This is a genomic window from Mesorhizobium sp. M1004 (genome assembly GCF_040318795.1).
Lineage (GTDB): Bacteria > Pseudomonadota > Alphaproteobacteria > Rhizobiales > Rhizobiaceae > Mesorhizobium.
In genome coordinates this window covers 161,956-182,906 of the sequence record NZ_JAMYNB010000007.1, presented here as the reverse complement: position 1 = coordinate 182,906, position 20,951 = coordinate 161,956, and the positions used below count along the sequence as shown (strand labels likewise).

The window sequence follows — 20,951 nt, the reverse complement described above, 5'->3', positions numbered from 1 at the left end:
GCCTCCCGCTGTCCGCCTGCCAGCATTCTCAGCCGGCCTGTTTCAGAGCCGTTTTTTCGGCGCGCAGTTCCTCGATCGAGCGCACTTTGCGCCGCGCCGCACCCGCCCAGTCGCGGGTTTTCACCATCGATTTCGAAAGCCGCTCCTTGGCGGCCGGCACGGCATCGGCGTATTGCGGCAGCCAACGCGCCTGGGCGACGACCATCTCGTCGACCATCTGCCAGACCTCTTCCGGCGTCGACACCGCACCCACCAGCGGATCGTGCAGCACCGCGAGCTTGAGCAGGTCAATGTCGCCCGTAACAGCCGCATGCACCGACATGCGCTGAACGTTGATCGAAGCCATGCAGGTGGCCGCGCAGGCTTCCGGCAGCGTGATGCCTGACGCCATGTTGATGCCGAAGCGATCGACGAAACCGGGTGATTCGATGATCGCGTCCTGCGGCAGATTGGTGATGATGCCGGTGTTCTTGACGTTGAAGTGGCCGCGATAGACGCGGTTCGTCTCCAGCGCTTCGAGAATATGGCTGGCATGCTCGTTCGAGCGCTTCGATACGTCGAGCGGCTTCGACGCCGCTTCGAGGAATTGCGGATATTCCGTCTCGAACCAGTTGCGGGTTTCCGTGGAGTAGCGAAGATAGCCGCCGGTCTCGCCATGGATCCAGTCGGACATGTCGATCCAGCGGGTGATTTCGTCCGGCCGCTTGCGATACCAGGGCAGATATTCGGAGAGATGACCGTTGCTTTCGGTGGAGTAGACGCCGAAGCGCTTCAGCACGTCGATGCGCAGCTTTTCCTGCTGCGAATAGACCGGATGCGCCTCGAAGGCAGCCACCAGTTCGTCCTTGCCGATCTTGCGGCCGTTGAGCCGCAAATCGATGAACCAGGTCTGGTGGTTGATACCGGAGCAGACATAATCGAGTTCGCTGTGCGACTTGGCGCCGAGCACTTCGGCGATCTGTTCGGCGCCGTGCTGGACACCGTGGCAGAGGCCGACCGTATCGACCTTGCCATATTCGATCGCCGCCCAGGTGTTCATCGCCATCGGGTTGGCATAGTTGAGGAATTTGGCGCCTGGCTCGGCGACCTCCAATATGTCCTTGCAGAAGTCGAGGATGACCGGGATGTTGCGCTGGCCGTAGAGGATGCCCCCGGCGCAAATCGTGTCACCGACGCACTGGTCGATGCCGTATTTCAAGGGAATGCGGATATCGTCGGCATAGGCTTCGAGCCCGCCCACCCGCACGCAGCTGATGACGTAGCGCGCGCCTTCGAGCGCCTTGCGGCGGTCGGTCGTCGCCGTCACCCTGGTCGGCAGCTTGTTGGCCTCGACGATGCGGTCGAGGATCGCCTTGATCATTTGCAGATTGTGTTCGCTGAGATCGGTCAGCGCGAATTCGATGTCGCTGAATTCCGGGACGCACAAAATGTCGGTGAACAGCTTCTTGGTGAAGCCGACGCTGCCCGCGCCGATAATAGCGATTTTGAAACTCATCACCTTCACCTCGATCCATTCGAATGCCGGGTAAGGAGCAACAGGAAAGGGAATGGCGGCCCGCCTTGGCGCGCATGCCATTCGAGCCGGAATTCCGGCTCGTTCTCCTCCCCGCCCGCTCCTCGACCGCGGGTCTTTCGCGTTCTCAGGATTTGGATTATGCCGTTATTCCAGGGCGCGGCCAGAGAACGATTATGCTTTCGAGGGTAATTTTGTGCTGCATGATCTGATCGCCAACGGACAGTTGATGCGCACCATTTCGCTGCCGCGCGGCCGCCAGCGCCTGCATGCCATGCCGACCAGCACCGGCTATGAAGTACGCGAGGGCGTGACTTACGACTGGGATGGGCGCAAGCGCGGCCAGACGCCGTTCACCGTGCTGCAGCACACGATCAGCGGCACCGGCCAGCTGCGCTACGAGAACCGCAACTACCGCCTGCAGGCCAACGACACGCTGCTGGTGCTGGTGCCACACAACCATCGCTACTGGCTGGAGAAGGGCGACCGCTGGGAATATTTCTGGATCTCGATGAATGGCGAGGAGGCGCTGCGCGTCCACAAATCCATACTCAGCGTCTCCGGCCCGGTGTTTCGGCTGCAGCCGGAGACGATCGATCATCTCGCCGATTGCAGCCTGCGCCTGATCAAGGGCGGCGCTTCGCCTGGCGCTGCTTCGGCAATCGCCTATGAGGCGGCGATGGCGCTTTACGACGATGTCTTCGGCTCGCACGCCTTCACTGAGAAACAGAGCGTCATGCAGCCGGTCATCGATCATATCAACGCCAATCTCGACAAGCCCTTGCCCGTGGCCGAGCTCGTCCAGATCAGCGGCCTCAGCCGCGCCCATTTCTCGCGCTGCTTCGCCGAGAGCGAAGGCGTTCCGCCGGCCGAGTTCGTGCTGCAGCAGCGGCTGCAGCGGGCGGCGAAGCTGCTAACCAAAGCCGATTTCCTGCCGGTCAAGGAGGTCGCCATCCTGTGCGGCTTCGAGGACGCCAACTATTTCTCGAAAGTCTTCCGCCGGCTCTACGGCATCAACCCGACGCAGTTCCGCACCACCGGCATGTATGCCAGCCTGGGCAGCCTTCGATAGGATTACCCGATGCGGTTGCCGCTTGCGGGATCGAACAGATGCAGCGCCGCCGGATCGGCAGACAGCCGCACCTTATCGCCAGGCCGGATAGTGCTGCGTCCCATGACGAAGACACAAACCAGCTGGTTGGCGAGCCGGACATAGAACTGCGTCGACAGGCCGAGCGGCTCGACCACCTCGACCTCTGCCCTGAGCGGACCATCGTCGGCAAGCTGGATGTGCTCCGGCCGTAGCCCGACGGTGAGCACATCGCCATCCTTCAATGGCAAGCCATCAGGCAATCTCAGCTTCTGGCCGTCGGCCAGCACCGCGTCCACCTTGCCGCCCTTGGCCACTGTCGCCGGAAAAAAGTTCATGCCGGGCGAGCCGATGAAGCCGGCGACGAAGGTGTTGATCGGCCGATCGTAGAGTTCGAGCGGATGGCCGACCTGCTGGACGTAACCGTCATGCATGACGACGATGCGGTCGGCCATAGTCATGGCTTCGATCTGGTCGTGGGTGACATAGACTGATGTGGTCTTGAGCTGCTGGTGCAGCGCCTTGATCTCGGCGCGCATATGCACGCGCAATTTGGCGTCGAGATTGCTGAGCGGTTCGTCGAACAGGAACACTTTGGGATCACGCACGATGGCCCGGCCCATGGCGACGCGCTGGCGTTGGCCGCCGGACAGTTGCCTGGGCAGACGTCCGAGGAAACTGTCGAGGCCGAGCCGCTTTGCCGCCGCCCCTACCCTGCCGTCGATCCTCGTCTTCTCCGCCTTCTTCAACAGCAGGCTGAAGCCCATATTCGACGACACATCCATGTGCGGATAGAGCGCGTAGGACTGGAACACCATGGCAATATCGCGGTCCTTCGGCGCGACATCGTTGACCAGCCGATCGCCGATGTGGATCTCGCCGCCCGACACCTCCTCCAGCCCGGCAATCATGCGCAAAAGGGTCGACTTGCCACAGCCGGACGGGCCGACCAGCACGACGAACTCGCCATCGGCGATCTCGAGGTCGACGCCGTGCAGGATGCGCAGCGAACCGTAGTCCTTCTCGACGTTTTGCAGCGTGACGGAAGCCATCGATTATCCTTTGACCGCGCCGGCGGTGAGGCCGGTGACGAGATAGCGTTGCAGGAAGGCGAAGAAGATGCAGACCGGGATCAGCGCCAGGATCGACGCCGCCATCATCTGCCCCCAGTCGACGGCGAACTTGCCGATATAGGTGAGCAGGCCGACGGCAAACGTCTTCTGGTCGTCGCTGGAAATGAGCATCAGCGCGAACAGCAATTCGCTCCAGGCGGCGGTGAAGACGAAGCCAAGCGTGGCGCCCATGCCGGGCAAGGTCAGCGGCACGATCACCTTGCGCATCGCCTGCGCCCGCGTGCAGCCGTCGATCATCGCCGCTTCCTCCAGATCCTTCGGAATGCCGTCGAAGAAGGACTGCATCAGGAAGGTGGCGAAGGCGGTGTTGAAGGCCGTGTAGATGATGATCAGACCGACCAGGCTGTTGGTCAGGCCAAGCTCGCCCATGACGCGGTAGATCGGCGGAATGACCATCACCAGCGGAAAGGTTTGCGTGAGCAAAAGCATGATCGCCAGTGTCGCCTTGCCGCGAAAGGTGAAGCGCGACATGGCGTAGCCGGCGAGCGTGGCGATGACTGTCACCAGGGCCGCCGTCGACACCGAGACGATAACGCTGTTGAGGAAATAGCGAGGGAAGTCAGAGGCTTCCAGGACAGTGATGAAGTTGCGGAAGGTCGTCTGCGACGGCCACAGCGTGATGCCCTCGGAATAGAGCAGCCGCTCCGGCGTCACCGAAATCTTCAGCGTCCAGAAGATCGGGAACAGGGCGAAGATCATATAGGCGGCAATCGCCGCGTAGAGGCCGACGCCGCTGAAGATGCGCGAGGAGGTAGAGCGTCCGGCAATCATCAGACGTGCCTCACCAGCAACCGGCGGATGGCGATCAGCGCGATCGCATAGGCGATGAGCAGTACCAGTAGCAGCACCGCCACCGCGGAGGCATAGCCCTTGTCCAGCGACTTGAAGGCGCTGACATAGATGTAGACCGGCACCGTGCTGGTCGAGCCGGCCGGCCCGCCCTCGGTCATGACGAAGATCAGATCGGCGAAGGTCGCGATCCAGATCGTACGCAGCATGACGGTGATGACGATGGTCGGCGCCAGGAACGGCAGCGTCACCTTGGTGAAGCGCTGCCAAGGCGAAGCGCCGTCGATTGCGGCCGCCTCATGCAGTTCCGACGGGATCGACTTCAGCGCCGCCAGCAGCGTGATGGCGAAGAACGGAATGCCGAACCAGATGTTGGCGATGATCGGCCCCCACATGGCGGTCGCCGGATCGGACAGCACATTGGTCGGCTCGGCCTTCAGCCCGAGCGTGAAGAGCCAATGCGGCAGTGGTCCGATGATCGGATTGAACAGCCACGCCCAGGTCAGGCCCGACAGGAAAGATGGCACCGCCCAGGGCAGGAACACCACCGCCTGCACGAACTTGCGCCCGACAAACGGTTTGTCGAGCAGCAGCGCCAGGCCCAGGCCGAGGAAGAACTGGAAGAACAGGCTGGCGACGGTCCACCACATCGTGTTGACCAGCGCCTGCCCGAGCACCTGGTCGGTCAGCATCGCCTGATATTGGCCAAGGCCGACATATTCGGATTTGAAGGCGGAGAATTTGCGGAAGGAATAGCTGATGCCGATGATCAACGGCACCAACAGCACCACGACCAGCAGAACGATCGCCGGCGAAAGATAAAGCCACGGCTCGATGGCCGCATGCGTCAGCCGCTTCTTTCGCGGCCGGCCGGCGGATCGTATTTCGGACACGGCATAAGTCATTAGCGCTCAACAATCATGGGTGGGTGCCGACAGCGGCAACAGCACCCTTCTCCCCGTTCACGGGGAGAAGATGCCGGCAGGCAGATGAGGGGCGGCGCCAGCCTTGGGGTGCTCGCGCTGCCCCTCATCCGGGCCTGTCTATGCATGTCGTTGTCCCAAAACCGCTACGCACTTTTGGGCGACATGCATTCGGGCCACCTTCTCCCCGTAAACGGGGAGAAGGTGGAAGAACTACTTCTTGTTCTTGGCCAGCCAGTCCTGCTGTTCCTTGGTCAGGAACGCGGCCCATTGATCGGCAACGTCCTTGGCCGACTTCTGGCCGAGCAGCACTTCCTGGAAATTCTTGATCGCCACCTGGTCGACGAAATTGCCGAGGTTCTCCAGATGTGTCGGCGGCGTCACCATTTCATATTTGGAAGTGTCGCTGAGTTCGGTGAACCAGCCTTTGAACTGCTCGGTCTTGAAGTGGGCATCCTGGTCGGCGCCATTGTGGATCGGCACGACGCCGACTTCCTTGGCCCATTCGAGATTGTCCTTGGGCGACAACAGCGTCGCCATCAGCTTCCAGGCATCGTCCTTGTGCTGCGAATTGGCGAACATCGCCCAGCCGGCATAGCCCAGCGTCGGATAGGATTTGCCGCTTGGCCCCACAGGCAGCGGCGCCACGGCAAAATCGTCGGCACTCATCTTGTCGGCAATGCCGATCAGCGCATCCGGATCCTGGTTGAGCATGGCGCAGGTGCCGGAATAGAAGCCGGTGACGGTCTCGTTAAAGCCCCAGCTCACCGCATCCTTGGGCGCCAGCCCGTCCTTGTACATGTCGGCCAGCATCTGCAGGCCCTTGACCGAGCCCTCCTCGTTGATTGTCGAGGTGCCGTCCTCGTTGAAGTAGCCGCCCTTGCCGGCGGCGATGTTCATGAACATGTGCATGCCGTTGAAGGCGCCCGGCCCACCGCGCAAGCAATAGCCGTACTTGCCTGGAATGGCCGAGATCTTCTTGGAGTCGGCGATGAAGTCGTCGAGCGTCGCCGGCGGACCGTCGAGACCGGCTTCCTTGAACAGCTTCTTGTTCCAGAACAGCGCATTCACATAGTAGCCGTACGGGATCATGAACTGGGTGTTGTTGACGGTCGAGCCGAACTGCTTGGCGCGGTCGCCGAGCGTTTTGGCATCATCCCATTTGGCCATGTAGGGACCGAGATCCTCGAGCTGGCCGTTGGTGGCGTAGAGGCCCATCCAGCGCTCCGGCATCTCGACGATGTCGGGCGTATCGCCGGCCTGCACCATGGTCAGGAATTTCTCGAAGGCCTGACCCCAAGGCAGCGAGACCACCTCGACCTTGACGCCGGCATTGGCGGCCTCGAACTCGGCGATCTGCTTCTTCAGGAATTCGGTGCGCTGCGGGCTGGTGATGACCTCGACCAGCTTGAGGGTGGTGTCGGCCAATGCGCCACTGGCGGACATCGCCAGGCCGGCAGCGGTGGCAAGCATGATGCTCAGTCTTTTCATGTTCAGAACTCCCATTTTGAACCCAGTCATTTTTTTGCTTTGTCGAAGGCCTGGCCGATGTCGGCCCAGAGGTCCTCGACGCTTTCCAATCCGACATTGAAGCGGATGGTTCGGGGGCTGACGCCGAAGCGCGCCATCGAATTGAGACCCGGCGTCTGCTCGAGCGACGCCTTTGCCGGCACGACCAGGCTTTCATGACCACCCCAGCTGACGCCAATGCGGAAAAATTTCAGCGCATTGACGAAAGCGGGAATGTCGACATCCTCCGTCACCTCGAAGGAGAACAGCCCGGCATAGCCGGCAAGCGTCTTCTTGCCGGGATGATTGGAATAGGCAGGATGATTGACCCGCTCGACCTTGTCATGCGCCTTCAAGCGCTCGGTGATGGTGAGCCCGCTCTTCATGTGATGCGGCAGTCTCAGCGGCAGCGTGCGCAGGCCGCGCAACAGCAGCCAGCCCTCGAAGGGCGACAGCTTTGCGCCAAGCTGCGAGTAGGTCTGGTCGTTAATATGCTTGATGTGAGCGGCCGAGCCGGCCACCACGCCGGCGACGGTGTCGCTGTGACCGCCGAGATATTTCGAGGCGGAATGCAGCACCAGATCGACGCCGTGCAGGATTGGCTTCTGGAACACCGGCGTCGCCCAGGAATTGTCGATGGTGGTGACGACGCCCTGCTCTTTCGCCAGCCGCGTCAGATGCTCGAGATCCTGCAGCTCGAACATCATCGAGGTCGGGCTTTCCAGATAGAGCAATTTCGCACCGGGAAGTGCCGCCGCCACCGCATCCGGATCAGAGCCGTCGACATAGTCGACCTTGATATGCAGGCGCGGAAACAGCCGCTCGAACAGTCGGTAGGCGTCGCCATAGCAATTGCGCACCGCAAGGATGCGTTCGCCTGCGCCGACGAAAGCCAGCAACGTCGCGCTGATCGCAGCCATGCCGCTCGAAAAACCACGTGCGGCTTCAGCACCTTCAAGCGCTGCGACGCGCGACTCGAATTCCATCACCGTCGGATTGTCGCCGCGCGAATAGATCGGCTGTTTCCTGCGCCCGGCAAAGGTGTCGGCCATGTCGGCATAGCTGGCGAAGGTGAACAGCGAGGTCTGGTAGATCGGCGGCACCACCGCATTGCCGGGGAACGGGTCGTCATGCGCCAGAAGCGTCGCCGCCTCGGCGAGATAGTCGCTGCCGGAAATGCCTGGGTCGAAGCTGTGCTCGTTCATGTGCGGACCGAAAGTTTGAGGTTGGCGGCGCCGCGCTTCAAATCGTCCTCGACCGTGGCGATCAGCTTCAGCGCTTCGGCCCGGGCGCCTTCCGGATCGTGCGCGGCGATGCAGTCGAACATGGTGCGGTGGTAGGGAAAGCTTGCGTGGCCGAAATCGCGCACGCCGAGCGGATGTTCCCAGAAGCGGTGGAACAGTTCGTGCATGGCGGCGATAATCTGCTCGAACAGCGGATTGCCGCAGGCGCGGTAGATCGCCTGATGGAATTCCCAGTCCTCTTCCGACGACATGCCGGCGCGGCTGAGAAACTCTTCCTCCATGATGTCGAGCTTGCGCTCGATCTCGGCGAGGTCGTCCTTGTCGGCACGAATGGCGCAAAGGGCGGCGGCTTCCGCTTCCAGCGCGCGGCGGATTTCCAGCGTGCGCATCAGGCCGGTGAAATCATTGCCGCCGGCAAGCGTCAGCGGCATGTGCAGCATGTCAAGCGAGACGGCGGCCTTGAGATAGGTGCCCGAGCCCTGCCGGCGCTCGACCAGGCCAAGCCCTTCCCAGCGCGTCAGCGCCTCGCGCACCGTGTTGCGGCTGACCTTCAGACGCTCAGCGAGGATGCGTTCGGTCGGCAGCCTCTCACCGGGTTCCAGCTTCTCGCGCATGACGAAGCCGGCCAACGCCTTCAGCACCGCGTCGTCGCGGGCCGTCGTCTGGATCGGCGGAAGGCTGAATTCGGTCACCGGGGCTATTACCGAAGTGGTTCAATGGTCCAACCAATTTCTGCACAGACGAAGGGACCTGTCAACAGTGGAAACGCAGCGAGGCCGAAGGGCCAGGGGATGCACCTTCGGCCTTGCTGCTTCAGCCGTGGATGCGCGCCGGCGCAGCGGCGGCGCGAGCCTCGCGCCAGCGAGCGAAGATTGCCTCGCGAACCCGCCTCGAACCAGAGAGGCGCTTTTTTGCCTGCGCCAGCACCGCAGGCGACGCCTCGGCGGGCGTGCCGGACCGAAAGGGAGGAGCCGGGGCGTATTCGAGCGAGAGCTGCACGATCTCGGCCTCCTCCTGTCCAAGCAGCCTCGCAACCAGCGCCAGGCCGAAGTCGATCCCCGAAGTGACGCCGCCGGCGGTGATGAGCTTGCCGTCTTCGACGATACGCTCGTCGACCGGGATCGCTCCGAACTCCTCAAGGAAATCATGCGCATACCAGTGCGTGGTCGCGCGCTTGCCCCTCAGCAGTCCGGCCGCCCCAAGCACCAGGGCACCGCTGCAAACGGAGGTGATGTAGCGCACCTGCCCCGCGCGCTCCCACACGAAATCGAGGACTGTCTGGTCCTCCAGCAGCGCGTTGACCCCGCCCCCGCCAGGAATGCACAGCACGTCGAGGGGCCGGCAATCGTCAAAGGTCGCCGTCGGGGTGAGGGAGAGGTGCGTCGACGACATCACCGGGTTGCGATCCTTCCAGATCAGTTCCACCTCGGCATCCTTGGCCGATGCCAGGACTTCGTATGGGCCGGTGAGGTCGAGTTGTTGGACGTCGGGGAATACGAGGATGCCGAAACGAAGGGGCATGGAAATCTCCGTGGGTTGACTTCGGGCAATCTAAGGCATCATGGTTTGGCACGATTGCCATTCACCCCTCGTTTCAGGCCAAAACCCGATGCGCCGTATCGAAGTGCTTGCCTATCCCGACATCCAGCTCCTCGACGTCAGCGGACCGCTCCAGGTCTTTGCCAGCGCCAACGACTTCAAGCGGCAGGCGGGCGAGCCGGCCCCCTACGAGGTCGTGGTCGTCGCCGCCTCGCCCCGGATAAGGACCTCGGCCGGTCTGGTGCTGGAGGCCACGGCGCTGCCAACCCACGGAGGTGAGATCGACACGCTGCTTGTCCCCGGCGGATGGGGCGTCAACGCGGCCTGCGACGATGCCCAGCTGGTCGAATGGATTGCCAGCCGCTCGCGCGATGCCACGCGAACCGCTTCCGTCTGCAGCGGCGCCATGCTGCTGGCGACGGCTGGCCTGCTCGACGGCCGCCGCGCGGTGACCCATTGGGGACGCTGCGCGGAGTTCGCCCGGCGCTTTCCCGCAGTCCGCCTCGAACCCGATCCGATCTTCATCCGCGACGGCAATGTCTGGACATCCGCCGGCGTAACGGCGGGGATCGATCTCGCCCTCTCCCTTGTCGAGGCCGACCTTGGCCGGCACACGGCGCTTGCCGTGGCGCGCGAATTGGTGGTCTTCCTGAAACGTCCCGGTGGCCAGGCGCAGTTCAGCCAAACCCTCAAGCTGCAGCAAGGCGACGGGCGCTTCGACCGGCTGCATGGCTGGATCCTCGAAAATCTGGCCGGCGACCTGTCGCTCACGCAGTTGGCCGACCACGCCAATATGAGCCCGCGCAGCTTCTCGCGGCGCTATCGCGAGGCCACGGGCCGGACACCCGCCCGCGCGATCGAGGAGATCCGGATCGAGGCGGCGCGACGGATGCTGGAGCGGGGCCAGCCCGTCAACCAGACGGCCCGCCGCTGCGGTTTCGGCTCGGAAGAAACCATGCGGCGCGGTTTTTTGCGCGTGCTGGGCACCAATCCGCGCGCCTATCGCGAGCGTTTCTGATCGCGACGGCTTGCGCCATTAAGCCGGCGGTCGACGCCGTAGAAATAGAGCCTCTCCAGCGTTCAGGCGGGATGCTGTAGCTGGCTGAGCCCGCCATCGACGACGAGGGTCGCCGCGTTCATGAACGGGCACTCCTCAGAAATCATGAACACAGCGGCCAGCGCGATCTCGCGCGCCGAGGCGATGCGGCCGCCGGGATGCAGCGCCAGCGTCCTGGCGCGCGCCGCAACCGAATCGGCAAAACTGTTCCAATAGTCGGTCGCCTTCTGCGTCTCGACATAACCGGGCGCCAGCGCGTTCACGCGCACGCCCTGCCCGGCATATTCCAGCGCCAGCGATTTGGTCAGCCCAAGCAGCGCGTGCTTGGCCACGGGATAAGGGAAGGTATGAGGGATGATGGTGAAGCTGTGCGTCGAGGCGATGTTGAGGATCGCGCCACCGCCATTTGCGATCATTCCTGGCAGCACCGCCTTGCTGCAATTCCAGGCGCCCTTGACGTTGACGTCGAAATTGCGATTCCACTCCTCCTCGGTCGCCTCGAGCGGCGTCGAGAACACATTCATCCCCGCATTGTTGATCAGCGCGTTGATCGGCCCGATCGCGTCGGTCGCCCGGCTGACGGCAGCGGCAATCGCGGCCCCGTCGCTGATGTCGGCTGCGGTATGTCCGACATGGCCCTGCGGTGCGGCAAGGCCGGCGACCGTTTTGTCCAGCAGCGCGCCGTCGCGATCGACCAGGAACAGCTTTGCCCCTTCGGCCAGGCAGGCCTCGGCGATGGCAACCCCGATGCCTTGCGCGGCGCCGGTGAGGAAGATGCGTTTGCCGGACAGGCGCTCAGCCATGGCTGTCACTCCACTGGAAGACGGATCAGCGCCGGCCCAGTGCCGACGAACGCAGATTGTCGAGCAAAACGGCAAGCAGCAGGATCACGCCGCGCACAATGTACTGGTAGAAGGCTGGGATGTTGAGCAGGTTCATGGCGTTTTCGGCAATGCCCATGATCAGCACGCCGACGATGACGCCCGACATGGTGGCGCGGCCGCCGGCAAGCGAGACGCCGCCGAGCACGCAGGCCGAGATGACCGAGAGTTCAAGCCCGACCGCCGCATTGGGCTGGCCCGACGTGATGCGCGAGGCCAAAAGGATGCCGGCGATGCCACAGACCACGCCTTGCAGAGCAAAGATCCAGATGCGCGTCCAGTCGACATTGACGCCCGCCAGGCGCGAGGCCTCCGGGTTGCCGCCGATGGCCAGCGTGTTCTTGCCGAAGACGGTACGATTGAGGACAAAACCGAAGATGCAGAACAGCACGGCCAGGACCCAGACCGGCGTCGGAATGCCGAACAGCTTGGATAGCGCCAGTTGGTAGAAATCCGGGCTGTTGATGCCGACGGCGCGGCCATCGGATGCGATCAGCGCAAGGCCGCGCACGATCTGCATGGTGGCAAGCGTCGTGATCAGCGCGTTGATGCGGAATTTGGCGATGACGACGCCATTGATGAAGCCGACGAAGGCGCCGCAGGCGATTGCCGCGAGAAGCCCGAGCAGGATCGAACCGGTATAGTTCGACGCCATTACCGCGACCATGCCAGCAAAGGCGACGATGGAGCCGACCGAGAGGTCGAAGTCACGCGCGGCAAGGCAGAACATCATCGTGCAGGCGACAATGCCGACGGTGACCACCGACTGCAGCAGGCCGAGCATGTTGCGGTCGGTGAGGAAGTTCGGCACCAGCAGCGACACCAGCACGAAGGCGACGATGAAGATGACGACGAGGCCCTGTTCGCCGAGCAGGATCTTCTTCAACTGATCGGTCATGGCAAAGATCCTCAGGATGCGATCGCGTCGGGGGTTTTCTGATCGGGAAGAGCGGCGGCCAGGATCGCTTTTTCGGCGAACTGGTCGCGCGCGAGTTCGGCGCTGATGCGCCCGCCGCACATCACCAGGATGCGGTCGCAAATGCCCATCACTTCCGGCAGTTCGGACGAGACGACGACGATCGCCATGCCGTCTTCGGCAAGCTGGTAGAGCAGTTCGTAGATTTCCGCTTTGGCGCCGACATCGATACCGCGTGTCGGCTCGTCGACGATAAGCACGCGCACGCCCTGCTCCGACAGCCAGCGGCCGAGAATGACCTTCTGCTGGTTGCCACCGGAGAGGTTGATGATGTCCTGCTTGCGCGATGGCGTGCGGACCTTGAGCTTCTTAATGAAGGTCTCGGCGGTGGCGATCTCGCTAGCGCGGTTCAGGATTCCGAAGCGTGTGTGATGACGCCGCGACGAGATGTTGATGTTCTCCTCGATCGAGCGGCCCTGGATGATGCCGTCATGCTTGCGGTCTTCCGAGCACAAAACGATCCCGGCGCGGATCGCGTCATGCGGATCGGTGGCATGCACGACCTTGCCATCAACGGTAATGGTGCCACCTGAGCGCGGGTCGGCGCCGAACACCAGCCGCATCAGTTCCGAGCGCCCCGCGCCGATCAGGCCGAAGAAGCCGACGATCTCGCCCGCCCTCGCCTCGAAGCTGGCGGGCGTCGTCAGTTTTACTCCGCAAACAGCGTCGACCTTCAGCCGGACATCGCCGGCCGGGCGTGGGCGAAACCCCCAGATATCGGAGATTTCGCGGCCGACCATTTCGGCGACGACCTGGTCGCGTGTGACGTTTTTCAGCGACGCATGGTGCGCCGCGAGCTTGCCGTCGCGCAGCACGGTCAGGCTGTCGCAGAGGCGGAACACTTCGTCCAGCCGGTGCGAGACATAGATGATGACCTTGCCCTCGCCGCGCAGGCGGTCGATCAGGGCAAACAGGATTTCGCTTTCGCGCGACGACAATGACGAGGTCGGCTCGTCCAGAGCGATGACGCGCGCGTCGAGCATGATCGCCTTGGCGATCTCGACCATCTGGCGCTCGCCGATCGACAGCGTCTTGACCTTGCGGCTGATATCGATGTCGATGCCGGCTGATTTCAGCTTGGCGCCAACATCGTCCAGCATCCTGGCACGGGCGATGATGCCGGCGTTGGCGGGGAAGCGGCCGAGGCTGAGGTTTTCGGCAACAGTGAGCTCGGGAACCAGCTGCAGTTCCTGGTGGATGACGATGACGCCATTGTCGAAGGCATCTCGCGTCGTTGCATAGGCTTGCATCTTGCCGTCGATGAGGATCTCGCCGTCATCGGCATGCTGGTCGCCGGACAGGATCTTGATCAGCGTGGATTTGCCGGCGCCGTTCTCGCCCATCAGGCCGTGCACGGCGCCCTTGTCGACGCCGAACGAGACGTCCGACAGCGCCTTGACGCCCGGATAGGTCTTGGTGATTTCCGAGAAGTCGAGAAAGGACATGGGGCGCCTATCCTTTTGCCATGCCAAACAGGCGGCTACTGTGAGCCGCCGCCTGTTTGTACAGGGAGGATTATTCGATGCCGAGACCCTTGCGGACCGTCTGGTAGTCGTCGCGCTTGGCCAGCGCACCGGCGGTCAGGATGAGCTTCTCGGGTTCCTTGTTGTTGGCGACCCAGTCATACATGTTGAGCGCAGTCTCGTAGCCGTGACGCTTCGGCGAGATGATCACCGTGCCGACGAAGCCGGTGGCGGTCGGCTTCTTGAACTCGTTGATCGCCGAATCCGCGCCGCCAATGCCGACGCCGATCACGTTTTCGGCCGGGATGCCGACGCTTTCGGAAGCGCGCACGGCGCCGAGAACGGCTTCGTCGTTGAGGCCGAAGGAGACCCACTTCTTGATGTCGGCATGGGCGTTGAGTACCACCGTCGCCGCATTGAGCGCAGCCTCGGTATCGGTCTTGGCCTGCGGCGCGTCAAAGATGTTTTCGGCCTTGAAGCCGTTGGCCTTCAGCACCGAAATGGCGCCTTCGACCCGGTCGACGGCGGTCGGCAACTGATCATAGGAGACGCAGATGGCGCCGACCTCGTCGGCCTTCCAGCCGCGCGCCTTCATTTCGTCGACGATCGCCTGGCCGACGGCCTCGCCGATCTTGGTCGCCGAAATGCCCATATGCGGCACGTCTTCCAGCGCCTTCCCGTCTGCGCCGACCAGACGGTCATCAACCGTCATCAGCTTGAGATTGTTGGCGGCGGCCTTGGCGACGATGCCGGGGCCGAGCTTAACATCAGGCGTGCAGACGATGAAGCCTTGCGCGCCCTGCGCGCCGAGATTGTCGATCGCCGACATCAGCTTCTCACCGTCCTCGGCGCCGATCTTGACCAGGGTAAAACCCTTCTCCTTGGCGGCCTGGTCGGCGAACTTCCATTCGTCCTGGAACCACGGCTCCTCGGGCTGTTTGACGATAAAACCTATCTTGGTGTCCTGAGCATATGCAGCGATGGTCGTGACGGACAGCACGGCAAGCGCGCCCGCGACGAGCGCGGTCTTCAGAAGTCGCATGATTACCTCCCAGCGATGGCCGGGCGCTCAGCCCGGATGCAGAGTCTCTAATTCTTTTTATCATACTCGTCAATTGATCTGGTATGATAATTGAGCTACATGCTCTGACCAGGGATCGCTGGCGTAAATCCTCCGCATCCGGTAAGGCCGGAGACGCGAGATCAGTGGTTTCGCCGCCTTGGAGGAGGGCTGAGGTGACCGAAACTTCGAAGAAGGCATCAGGCGACACCCGCCGCCCGCGCGTCATGCCCGATGTGACCAAGGCGCTTGCCTCAGACATCTTTTCCGGACGCTATCCCGCCGGCTCGTCCCTGCCGACCGAAAACGAACTCGGCGTCGAATATGGCGTCAGCCGCACCGTCATCCGCGAGGCGCTGAAGGTGCTGGCCGCCAAGGGGCTGGTGCTGTCGCGGCCGCGCATCGGCACGGTTGTATGTGAACAGGACAACTGGAACATCATCGACCCGCAGGTGCTGGCCTGGCACGCGCCGCATGCGCTGGACGACAAATTGTTCGACGCCATCCTCGAAACGCGCCGCGCCATCGAACCTCTGGTAGCTGAACTGGCGGCGACTCGTGCGACGCTGCAGGAGATCGCCGATCTCGAAGCCGCCTGGCGCGGCATGGCCAATGCCGGCGAGGATCTCGCCGCCTTCTCGCGCTCCGACATCACCTTCCACCAGATCGTCTATGCTGCGAGTCACAACCCGATCTTCCGCCAGATCGGCAATCTGATCGACACCGGGCTGAAATTCTCGCTCGAAGCAACGGCGACCATTTCGCTCGCCCGGCGCATGGAAGCGGTGGCGGCGCACCGTGAGGTGGTGGAGGCGCTGCGCATGCGCGATGCCGCGGCGGCGCGTGCGGCGGCAGGCCGGATCCTCGACCTTGCGGCGCGCGACCTGGTCAGCGCCAAGAAACTCAAGAACAACTGAGACCAGCATGAAAATCATCTCGCTCACCACCTACATCGTCCCGCCGCGCTGGCTGTTCCTGAAGATCGAGACGGATGCCGGCGTCACCGGCTGGGGCGAGCCTGTCGTCGAAGGCCGTGCGCTGACAGTCGAGGCAGCGGTCAAGGAACTTGGCGATTATCTGATCGGCAAGGACCCGCGCCTGATCGAGGACCATTGGACGGTGATGCATCGCGGCGGCTTCTACCGCGGCGGGCCGATCCTGATGAGCGCCATTGCCGGAATCGACCAGGCGCTGTGGGACATCAAGGGCAAGGCGCTCGGCGTGCCTGTGCATGAACTGCTCGGCGGCAAGTTGCGCGACAGCATCAAGGTCTATTCCTGGATCGGCGGCGACCGGCCGGCGGAAGTGGCTGCTGGCGCCAGGGAGGTCGTTTCGCGCGGTTTCCAGGCGCTGAAGATGAATGGCACCGAGGAACTGCAGATCGTCGACAGCCATGACAGAATAGATGCGGCTGTCGAACGAGTCGCCATGGTGCGCGAGGCCGTTGGGTCCAACATTGGCATCGCCGTCGATTTCCACGGCCGCGTCCACCGGCCGATGGCGCGCATGCTGGTCAAGGAGTTGGAACCCTACCGGCTGATGTTCATCGAGGAGCCGGTGCTCAGCGAAAACCGCGAGGCGCTGAAGGAGATCGCAGCGCTGGGCTCGACGCCGATCGCGCTCGGCGAGCGTCTTTACAGCCGCTGGGATTTCAAGTCGGTGTTCGAGCAAGGCGCCGTCGATATCATCCAGCCGGACCTGTCGCATGCCGGCGGCATCACCGAATGCCGCAAGATCGCGGCGATGGCCGAGGCCTATGACATTGCGGTGGCGCCACACTGCCCGCTCGGGCCGATCGCGCTTGCCGCCTGCCTGCAGCTCGATGCCGTCAGCTACAACTGCTTCATCCAGGAACAGAGCCTCGGCATCCACTACAACGCCGCAAACGATTTGCTCGATTATGCCGCCAACAAGGACGTCTTTCGCTACGAGGATGGCTATGTCGCAATCCCCGATGGTCCCGGCCTCGGCGTCGAGATCGACGAGGACTACGTCAAGGAAAGGGCCAAGGAAGGCCACCGCTGGCGCAACCCGGTCTGGCGTCACAAGGACGGCTCCTTCGCCGAGTGGTAGCCCGGCCGACCTTGCGGCCAGGCCTTCAGGACCTCGAGCTCAATTTCGCGGTGGCGCCAGCGTAACGCAGGCCTCTGATGTGCCGCAGCGCCGAGCACCAGCGCATGGGAACCGTCGGCGCCGGCAAGCCGCAAACGGCTGACCGCCTGGGTTGCGGCAAGCGATCGAAAGCAGTCGCTATCCATGGAACATGGCGGATGTCCTGTTCTCATCGACCTTTTCTTGGCCCGCCAGCCGCGTCACCTGCCCGCGGCGTGCCGGCCTGCGTTCCTGCCGGAGAAGATGCAGCTGCCGAGAAATGTCCCTTCCAGCGCATTGTAGCCGTGATAGCCGCCGCCACCGCCGCCGGCCACCTCGCCTGCCGCATAGAGCCCGGCAATGGGTTCGCCATTGCCGTCGAGAACCTGCGAATTGAGATTGGTGTGCAGGCCGCCAAGCGTTTTGCGCGTCAGGATGTTGAGGCGCACCGCGATCAGCGGCCCGTGCCTGGGATCGAGTATCTTGTGCGGCTTGGTCACCCGGAAGATCTTGTCGCCAATGTAGTTGCGGGCGCCGCGGACGGCTGTGACCTGCGCATCCTTGGTATAGGCATGGTCGACCTCGCGATCGCGCGCCACGATCTGCGCCTTGAGCCGGTCGTAGTCGAGCAGATTGTCGCCTGACAGCGCGTTCATGCCGGCGACCAAGTCGGCCAGGTTGTCGCGGACGACGAAGTCCTCGCCCTTTTCCAGGAACGCTGCCACCGATGGTGGCGCCTTGCCGCCGCGCCGGTTCTTCAGCACGGCCCGCCAATCCTTGGCCGTAAAGTCTAGGTTTTGCTCCGAACCCGACAGCACGAACTCCTTCGAAGCGATCGTCTTGCTCAGCACGAACCAGGAATAATCGTGTCCCGTCGACAGGATACGCTTCAAGGTGCCGAGCGAATCGAAGCTCGGGAAGAACGGCGCCTCCATGCGTTGTCCCAGAGCATCGAACCATAGCGGCGACGGCGCCGACAGGATGCGGATGCCGTGGTTCGGCCAGATCGGATTCCAGTTCTTGATCCCCTCGACATAGTGCCACATGCGGTCGGCGTTGATGACGCCCCCGCCGGCGTCCTGGGTGATCGCCACCATGCGGCCGTCCACATGGTGCGGCACGCCGGCAACCATACGCTTCGGCGCTGGCCCCAGCCGCCCGACCGGCCAGACCTTGCGAACCAACTCATGATTGCCGCCGATGCCGCCGGAGGTGACGATCACGACACCGGCCGAAAGGTCGAAATCGCCGACGGCCGTGCGGCTCGACTGCTTGCCGCGCTCGACATCGGATGCCTCCAGGATTTCGCCCGCGACGCCGGTGACCGCGCCGTTGGTCTTGATCAGCCGGCTGACCTGATGACGGAATTTCAAAGTGATCAGCCCTTTGGCGACGTGCTCGCGCACGCGCCTTTCGAACGGCGCGACCACGCCCGGCCCAGTGCCCCATGTCAGGTGGAAGCGCGGCACTGAATTGCCGTGGCCATTGGCCAGCGCGCCGCCGCGCTCGGCCCAGCCGACCACCGGCCACCAGCGCATGCCCATGGCGTAGAGCCACGGCCGCATCTCGCCGGCGGCGAAATCGACATAGGCTTCCGCCACTTTCCTTGGCCAATGGTCCTCGGGCCGGTCGAACTGGGCAGAACCCAGCCAATCCTGCCAGGCGAGGTCGCGGCTGTCCTTGATGCGCAGGCGGCGCTGCTCGGGCGTGTTGACCAAAAACAGGCCGCCGAGCGACCAGAATGCCTGGCCGCCGAGAAAACCGCCACCCTCTTGCTCGACGATGATCACGCGCTTGCCGGCATCGCCGAGTTCCGCGGCTGCGGCCAGGCCGGCCAGCCCGCCGCCAACGATGATTGCGTCCGCGTCAGCCATTGTCGTAGCTCCTGTGCCGGCTTTTGTTTTCGAGATCGGATGCTCGTTGCTAGCCGCGCAGCGCGTTCCAGATGATGCGCGGCAGCTTCAGGAGGCTCGGCTGGTAGTTGAACTCGGTGATCAGGCGGCCGACCATGTGTGCCCTTTTGTGGGTCAGGAACCAGGCCGGCTTCGGCATGATGCGGAACGGCGCTTCGAGCACGCTGCGCTCCGGTCTGTCGAACAAATAGGTGTTGTGGACGACGCCGATGCCGCTCTGCACATCGTCGAGCGTGTGGCCAGGGAAAGCACCCCAGGTCGGGCGCAGCAGCGCGAACAGAACGCCGCTCCAGGAATTGATGCCGATGCCGCCATAGCGCAGTTCGGCAATGATTTCCTCGAAGCGCTGCCGGCCGATCTCGGCGATCGTCCTGGGATGGATGAGGATGTTGGCGGCAAGCGTGCCGTGCAGCTTTTCATTGGCGTAGGCGACAGCGGCGCGCAGATAGGATTCCGCATTGCCCGCCGGCAGCCGCATGACGCTGAGCGCCGGCGCGAACACCTCGGCATTTTCGAGATAGGCGTCCGTGCCCGGCCGGAACGGCACCACAACGCAGGCGGGCCCGCCAGGCCGCTCGAATTTTTGTGCCGTGTCGGCGTGCGCCTCGAAGGCGGCGAGGCGCTCGGTCGCGCCGGGATAATAGGCCGGGCGCGACGGGGCTTTCTGCATCACCTTTTCGAGTGCTGCCAAAAGCGCATCGGATTTGCCCCAGCCTTCGGGCAACACGAGCATTTGGCAGGCGATGCAGTTGAAACCGGAATTGTTGAGCTTTTGAGTAGCGATCAGTTCGGCGTGGTAGGTGATATCGGCATCCGACCACGGGCCGGGCACCACGATGGTGGGTGCCACGCCGCCAAGCTCCGAGGTGATACGCCGGCTGTTGCGCGGCTTGCCCGCCGCCTTGTTCTTGCGGCCCTCCTCGCCAGGCCCCCAGACGATCGCGTCATGCGAGGCGGCGGCACCGGTGATGTGGATGTCGTCGACGAGATCGTGGTTGCACAGATACGCGCCGACATCGGCGCCACCGCGCACGATGCGCAGTGCTCCGAATTCGATCAGCGGCCGCAGCGCCGGCCGCAGGAAATCGATCAGATAGTCGTTGACCGGGTTCATCTTGAGCAGAACCACCTGGTGCTCGACCAAAAGCTTGTGCAGGCAGTCGAGCGGCGCGATCGAGGCGACATTGCCGGCGCCGAGCACGAGGCCGATCTTGCCCTTGCGGCTGGTGCGGGGCGCGTCATAGGCCGATGCGGTGTTTGCGGCGAGGTTCGCCTTGGTCACGCCGGGCTGCATCCAGATCTCGGCCTTCAGCCCGGTGAACAACACCTTGTCCCAGAGCGAATTCGGAACCACCGTTACCGCCACCTGTCCGCTAGGCAAGGTGCGGACCGGCAGTCTGTCGAGAAACTTCTTGCCCTCCATCAGGCTGAGCGTGTGGATGAACTGGTTGCAGCCATCCATCAGCGCCGCCGGGCCAGCCAGCCATTCTTCGCCTTCCAGCGGCGAGCCGGTCGGGATGCCCTTCTTGCGCGTCGCGGTTTTGACCCACGCCTCGGCGACCTCGCGGATGTGATCCTTGACCTGCCGCAGCAAGGCGATCCGCTCGCCATTCGAGGTCTGCGCCCAGTCGTCCTTCCTGGCGTCGAGATCGGTGAGGGCGAGGTCGAGTTCGGCTGCCCATTCAGGCTGCACGGGCTGAGTTTTGACTGCCTTGGCGACCATCCTATCCTCCTCCACTTCGGTCTCTTTGTTTGACGCAACTCCGGACG

General features: G+C 63.3%; 18 protein-coding genes. 4 read left to right on the top strand and 14 right to left on the bottom strand.

The window, feature by feature from the left end:
* Positions 1-28: 28 nt before the first annotated feature.
* Entirely contained in the window at positions 29-1,495 is a 1,467-nt protein-coding gene (locus NKH54_RS16785; RefSeq protein WP_023687911.1) for an alpha-glucosidase/alpha-galactosidase, read from the bottom strand.
* A 247-nt stretch (positions 1,496-1,742) separates the two neighbouring features.
* On the opposite strand from NKH54_RS16785, the gene NKH54_RS16780 reads away from it, so the two are divergent.
* Positions 1,743-2,585: an AraC family ligand binding domain-containing protein gene (locus NKH54_RS16780; protein WP_081725414.1), complete on the top strand. Its 843-nt coding sequence runs from the start codon at positions 1,743-1,745 to the stop codon at positions 2,583-2,585.
* A gap of 2 nt (positions 2,586-2,587) precedes the next feature.
* Here the strand turns inward: NKH54_RS16780 and NKH54_RS16775 are convergent, their stop codons facing one another.
* The 7 genes from NKH54_RS16775 to NKH54_RS16745 all read right to left on the bottom strand — a co-directional run bounded on the left by NKH54_RS16775 (position 2,588) and on the right by NKH54_RS16745 (position 9,722).
* Entirely contained in the window at positions 2,588-3,655 is a 1,068-nt protein-coding gene (locus NKH54_RS16775; protein ID WP_023691353.1) for an ABC transporter ATP-binding protein, read from the bottom strand.
* A 3-nt stretch (positions 3,656-3,658) separates the two neighbouring features.
* The gene (locus NKH54_RS16770; RefSeq protein WP_023691354.1) at positions 3,659-4,507 is read right to left on the bottom strand and encodes a carbohydrate ABC transporter permease; all 849 of its coding nucleotides are present in this window, start codon (positions 4,505-4,507) and stop codon (positions 3,659-3,661) included.
* The gene (locus NKH54_RS16765; protein ID WP_023821844.1) at positions 4,507-5,430 is read right to left on the bottom strand and encodes a carbohydrate ABC transporter permease; all 924 of its coding nucleotides are present in this window, start codon (positions 5,428-5,430) and stop codon (positions 4,507-4,509) included. Before NKH54_RS16765 ends, NKH54_RS16770 begins: the two co-directional genes overlap by 1 nt.
* A 231-nt stretch (positions 5,431-5,661) precedes the next feature.
* The gene (locus NKH54_RS16760) at positions 5,662-6,939 is read right to left on the bottom strand and encodes an ABC transporter substrate-binding protein (protein WP_023685297.1); all 1,278 of its coding nucleotides are present in this window, start codon (positions 6,937-6,939) and stop codon (positions 5,662-5,664) included.
* Between the two features lie 26 nt (positions 6,940-6,965).
* Positions 6,966-8,162 (bottom strand): PLP-dependent transferase, encoded by a 1,197-nt coding sequence (locus tag NKH54_RS16755; protein ID WP_353028585.1) that lies wholly within the window; start codon positions 8,160-8,162, stop codon positions 6,966-6,968.
* The gene (locus tag NKH54_RS16750; RefSeq protein WP_023668124.1) at positions 8,159-8,893 is read right to left on the bottom strand and encodes a FadR/GntR family transcriptional regulator; all 735 of its coding nucleotides are present in this window, start codon (positions 8,891-8,893) and stop codon (positions 8,159-8,161) included. The genes NKH54_RS16755 and NKH54_RS16750 overlap by 4 nt, the downstream gene beginning before the upstream one ends.
* Positions 8,894-9,014: 121 nt before the next feature.
* A complete protein-coding gene (locus tag NKH54_RS16745) occupies positions 9,015-9,722 on the bottom strand; it encodes a DJ-1/PfpI family protein (RefSeq protein WP_023668123.1) in 708 nt (235 codons plus the stop codon).
* Between the two features lie 88 nt (positions 9,723-9,810).
* On the opposite strand from NKH54_RS16745, the gene NKH54_RS16740 reads away from it, so the two are divergent.
* Positions 9,811-10,758: a GlxA family transcriptional regulator gene (locus tag NKH54_RS16740; RefSeq protein WP_027050697.1), complete on the top strand. Its 948-nt coding sequence runs from the start codon at positions 9,811-9,813 to the stop codon at positions 10,756-10,758.
* Between the two features lie 62 nt (positions 10,759-10,820).
* Here the strand turns inward: NKH54_RS16740 and NKH54_RS16735 are convergent, their stop codons facing one another.
* The 4 genes from NKH54_RS16735 to NKH54_RS16720 form a co-directional block, all read right to left on the bottom strand.
* Complete coding sequence (locus NKH54_RS16735) at positions 10,821-11,600, bottom strand: SDR family oxidoreductase (RefSeq protein WP_353028584.1); 780 nt, start codon at positions 11,598-11,600, stop codon at positions 10,821-10,823.
* A 25-nt stretch (positions 11,601-11,625) separates the two neighbouring features.
* Positions 11,626-12,576 carry an L-arabinose ABC transporter permease AraH gene (araH, locus tag NKH54_RS16730; RefSeq protein ID WP_023687901.1) on the bottom strand — a complete coding sequence of 317 codons (951 nt, stop codon included), beginning with the start codon at positions 12,574-12,576 and terminating at the stop codon, positions 11,626-11,628.
* A gap of 11 nt (positions 12,577-12,587) precedes the next feature.
* The gene (gene araG / locus NKH54_RS16725) at positions 12,588-14,099 is read right to left on the bottom strand and encodes an L-arabinose ABC transporter ATP-binding protein AraG (protein ID WP_023712137.1); all 1,512 of its coding nucleotides are present in this window, start codon (positions 14,097-14,099) and stop codon (positions 12,588-12,590) included.
* A gap of 70 nt (positions 14,100-14,169) precedes the next feature.
* Entirely contained in the window at positions 14,170-15,159 is a 990-nt protein-coding gene (locus NKH54_RS16720) for an arabinose ABC transporter substrate-binding protein (RefSeq protein WP_353028583.1), read from the bottom strand.
* Positions 15,160-15,404: 245 nt separating this feature from the next.
* On the opposite strand from NKH54_RS16720, the gene NKH54_RS16715 reads away from it, so the two are divergent.
* The gene (locus tag NKH54_RS16715) at positions 15,405-16,094 is read left to right on the top strand and encodes a FadR/GntR family transcriptional regulator (protein WP_245259915.1); all 690 of its coding nucleotides are present in this window, start codon (positions 15,405-15,407) and stop codon (positions 16,092-16,094) included.
* Between the two features lie 7 nt (positions 16,095-16,101).
* The gene (dgoD, locus tag NKH54_RS16710) at positions 16,102-17,250 is read left to right on the top strand and encodes a galactonate dehydratase (protein ID WP_023668116.1); all 1,149 of its coding nucleotides are present in this window, start codon (positions 16,102-16,104) and stop codon (positions 17,248-17,250) included.
* A gap of 239 nt (positions 17,251-17,489) precedes the next feature.
* Here the strand turns inward: dgoD and NKH54_RS16705 are convergent, their stop codons facing one another.
* Both NKH54_RS16705 and NKH54_RS16700 read right to left on the bottom strand, forming a co-directional pair.
* Entirely contained in the window at positions 17,490-19,142 is a 1,653-nt protein-coding gene (locus tag NKH54_RS16705; RefSeq protein WP_023815859.1) for an FAD-binding dehydrogenase, read from the bottom strand.
* 49 nt (positions 19,143-19,191) lie between these two features.
* Entirely contained in the window at positions 19,192-20,904 is a 1,713-nt protein-coding gene (locus NKH54_RS16700) for an aldehyde dehydrogenase family protein (RefSeq protein ID WP_353028582.1), read from the bottom strand.
* Positions 20,905-20,951 lie beyond the last annotated feature (47 nt).

Excerpts from the sequence above, each read along its gene's own strand:
- NKH54_RS16785 (WP_023687911.1), bottom strand. The coding sequence starts at position 1,495 with ATGAGTTTCAAAATCGCTATTATCGGCGCGGGCAGCGTCGGCTTCACC.
- NKH54_RS16780 (WP_081725414.1), top strand. The coding sequence starts at position 1,743 with ATGCGCACCATTTCGCTGCCGCGCGGCCGCCAGCGCCTGCATGCCATG.
- NKH54_RS16775 (WP_023691353.1), bottom strand. The coding sequence starts at position 3,655 with ATGGCTTCCGTCACGCTGCAAAACGTCGAGAAGGACTACGGTTCGCTG.
- NKH54_RS16770 (WP_023691354.1), bottom strand. The coding sequence starts at position 4,507 with ATGATTGCCGGACGCTCTACCTCCTCGCGCATCTTCAGCGGCGTCGGC.
- NKH54_RS16765 (WP_023821844.1), bottom strand. The coding sequence starts at position 5,430 with ATGACTTATGCCGTGTCCGAAATACGATCCGCCGGCCGGCCGCGAAAG.
- NKH54_RS16760 (WP_023685297.1), bottom strand. The coding sequence starts at position 6,939 with ATGAAAAGACTGAGCATCATGCTTGCCACCGCTGCCGGCCTGGCGATG.
- NKH54_RS16755 (WP_353028585.1), bottom strand. The coding sequence starts at position 8,162 with ATGAACGAGCACAGCTTCGACCCAGGCATTTCCGGCAGCGACTATCTC.
- NKH54_RS16745 (WP_023668123.1), bottom strand. The coding sequence starts at position 9,722 with ATGCCCCTTCGTTTCGGCATCCTCGTATTCCCCGACGTCCAACAACTC.
- NKH54_RS16740 (WP_027050697.1), top strand. The coding sequence starts at position 9,811 with ATGCGCCGTATCGAAGTGCTTGCCTATCCCGACATCCAGCTCCTCGAC.
- NKH54_RS16735 (WP_353028584.1), bottom strand. The coding sequence starts at position 11,600 with ATGGCTGAGCGCCTGTCCGGCAAACGCATCTTCCTCACCGGCGCCGCG.
- araH (WP_023687901.1), bottom strand. The coding sequence starts at position 12,576 with ATGACCGATCAGTTGAAGAAGATCCTGCTCGGCGAACAGGGCCTCGTC.
- araG (WP_023712137.1), bottom strand. The coding sequence starts at position 14,099 with ATGTCCTTTCTCGACTTCTCGGAAATCACCAAGACCTATCCGGGCGTC.
- NKH54_RS16720 (WP_353028583.1), bottom strand. The coding sequence starts at position 15,159 with ATGCGACTTCTGAAGACCGCGCTCGTCGCGGGCGCGCTTGCCGTGCTG.
- NKH54_RS16715 (WP_245259915.1), top strand. The coding sequence starts at position 15,405 with ATGCCCGATGTGACCAAGGCGCTTGCCTCAGACATCTTTTCCGGACGC.
- dgoD (WP_023668116.1), top strand. The coding sequence starts at position 16,102 with ATGAAAATCATCTCGCTCACCACCTACATCGTCCCGCCGCGCTGGCTG.
- NKH54_RS16705 (WP_023815859.1), bottom strand. The coding sequence starts at position 19,142 with ATGGCTGACGCGGACGCAATCATCGTTGGCGGCGGGCTGGCCGGCCTG.
- NKH54_RS16700 (WP_353028582.1), bottom strand. The coding sequence starts at position 20,904 with ATGGTCGCCAAGGCAGTCAAAACTCAGCCCGTGCAGCCTGAATGGGCA.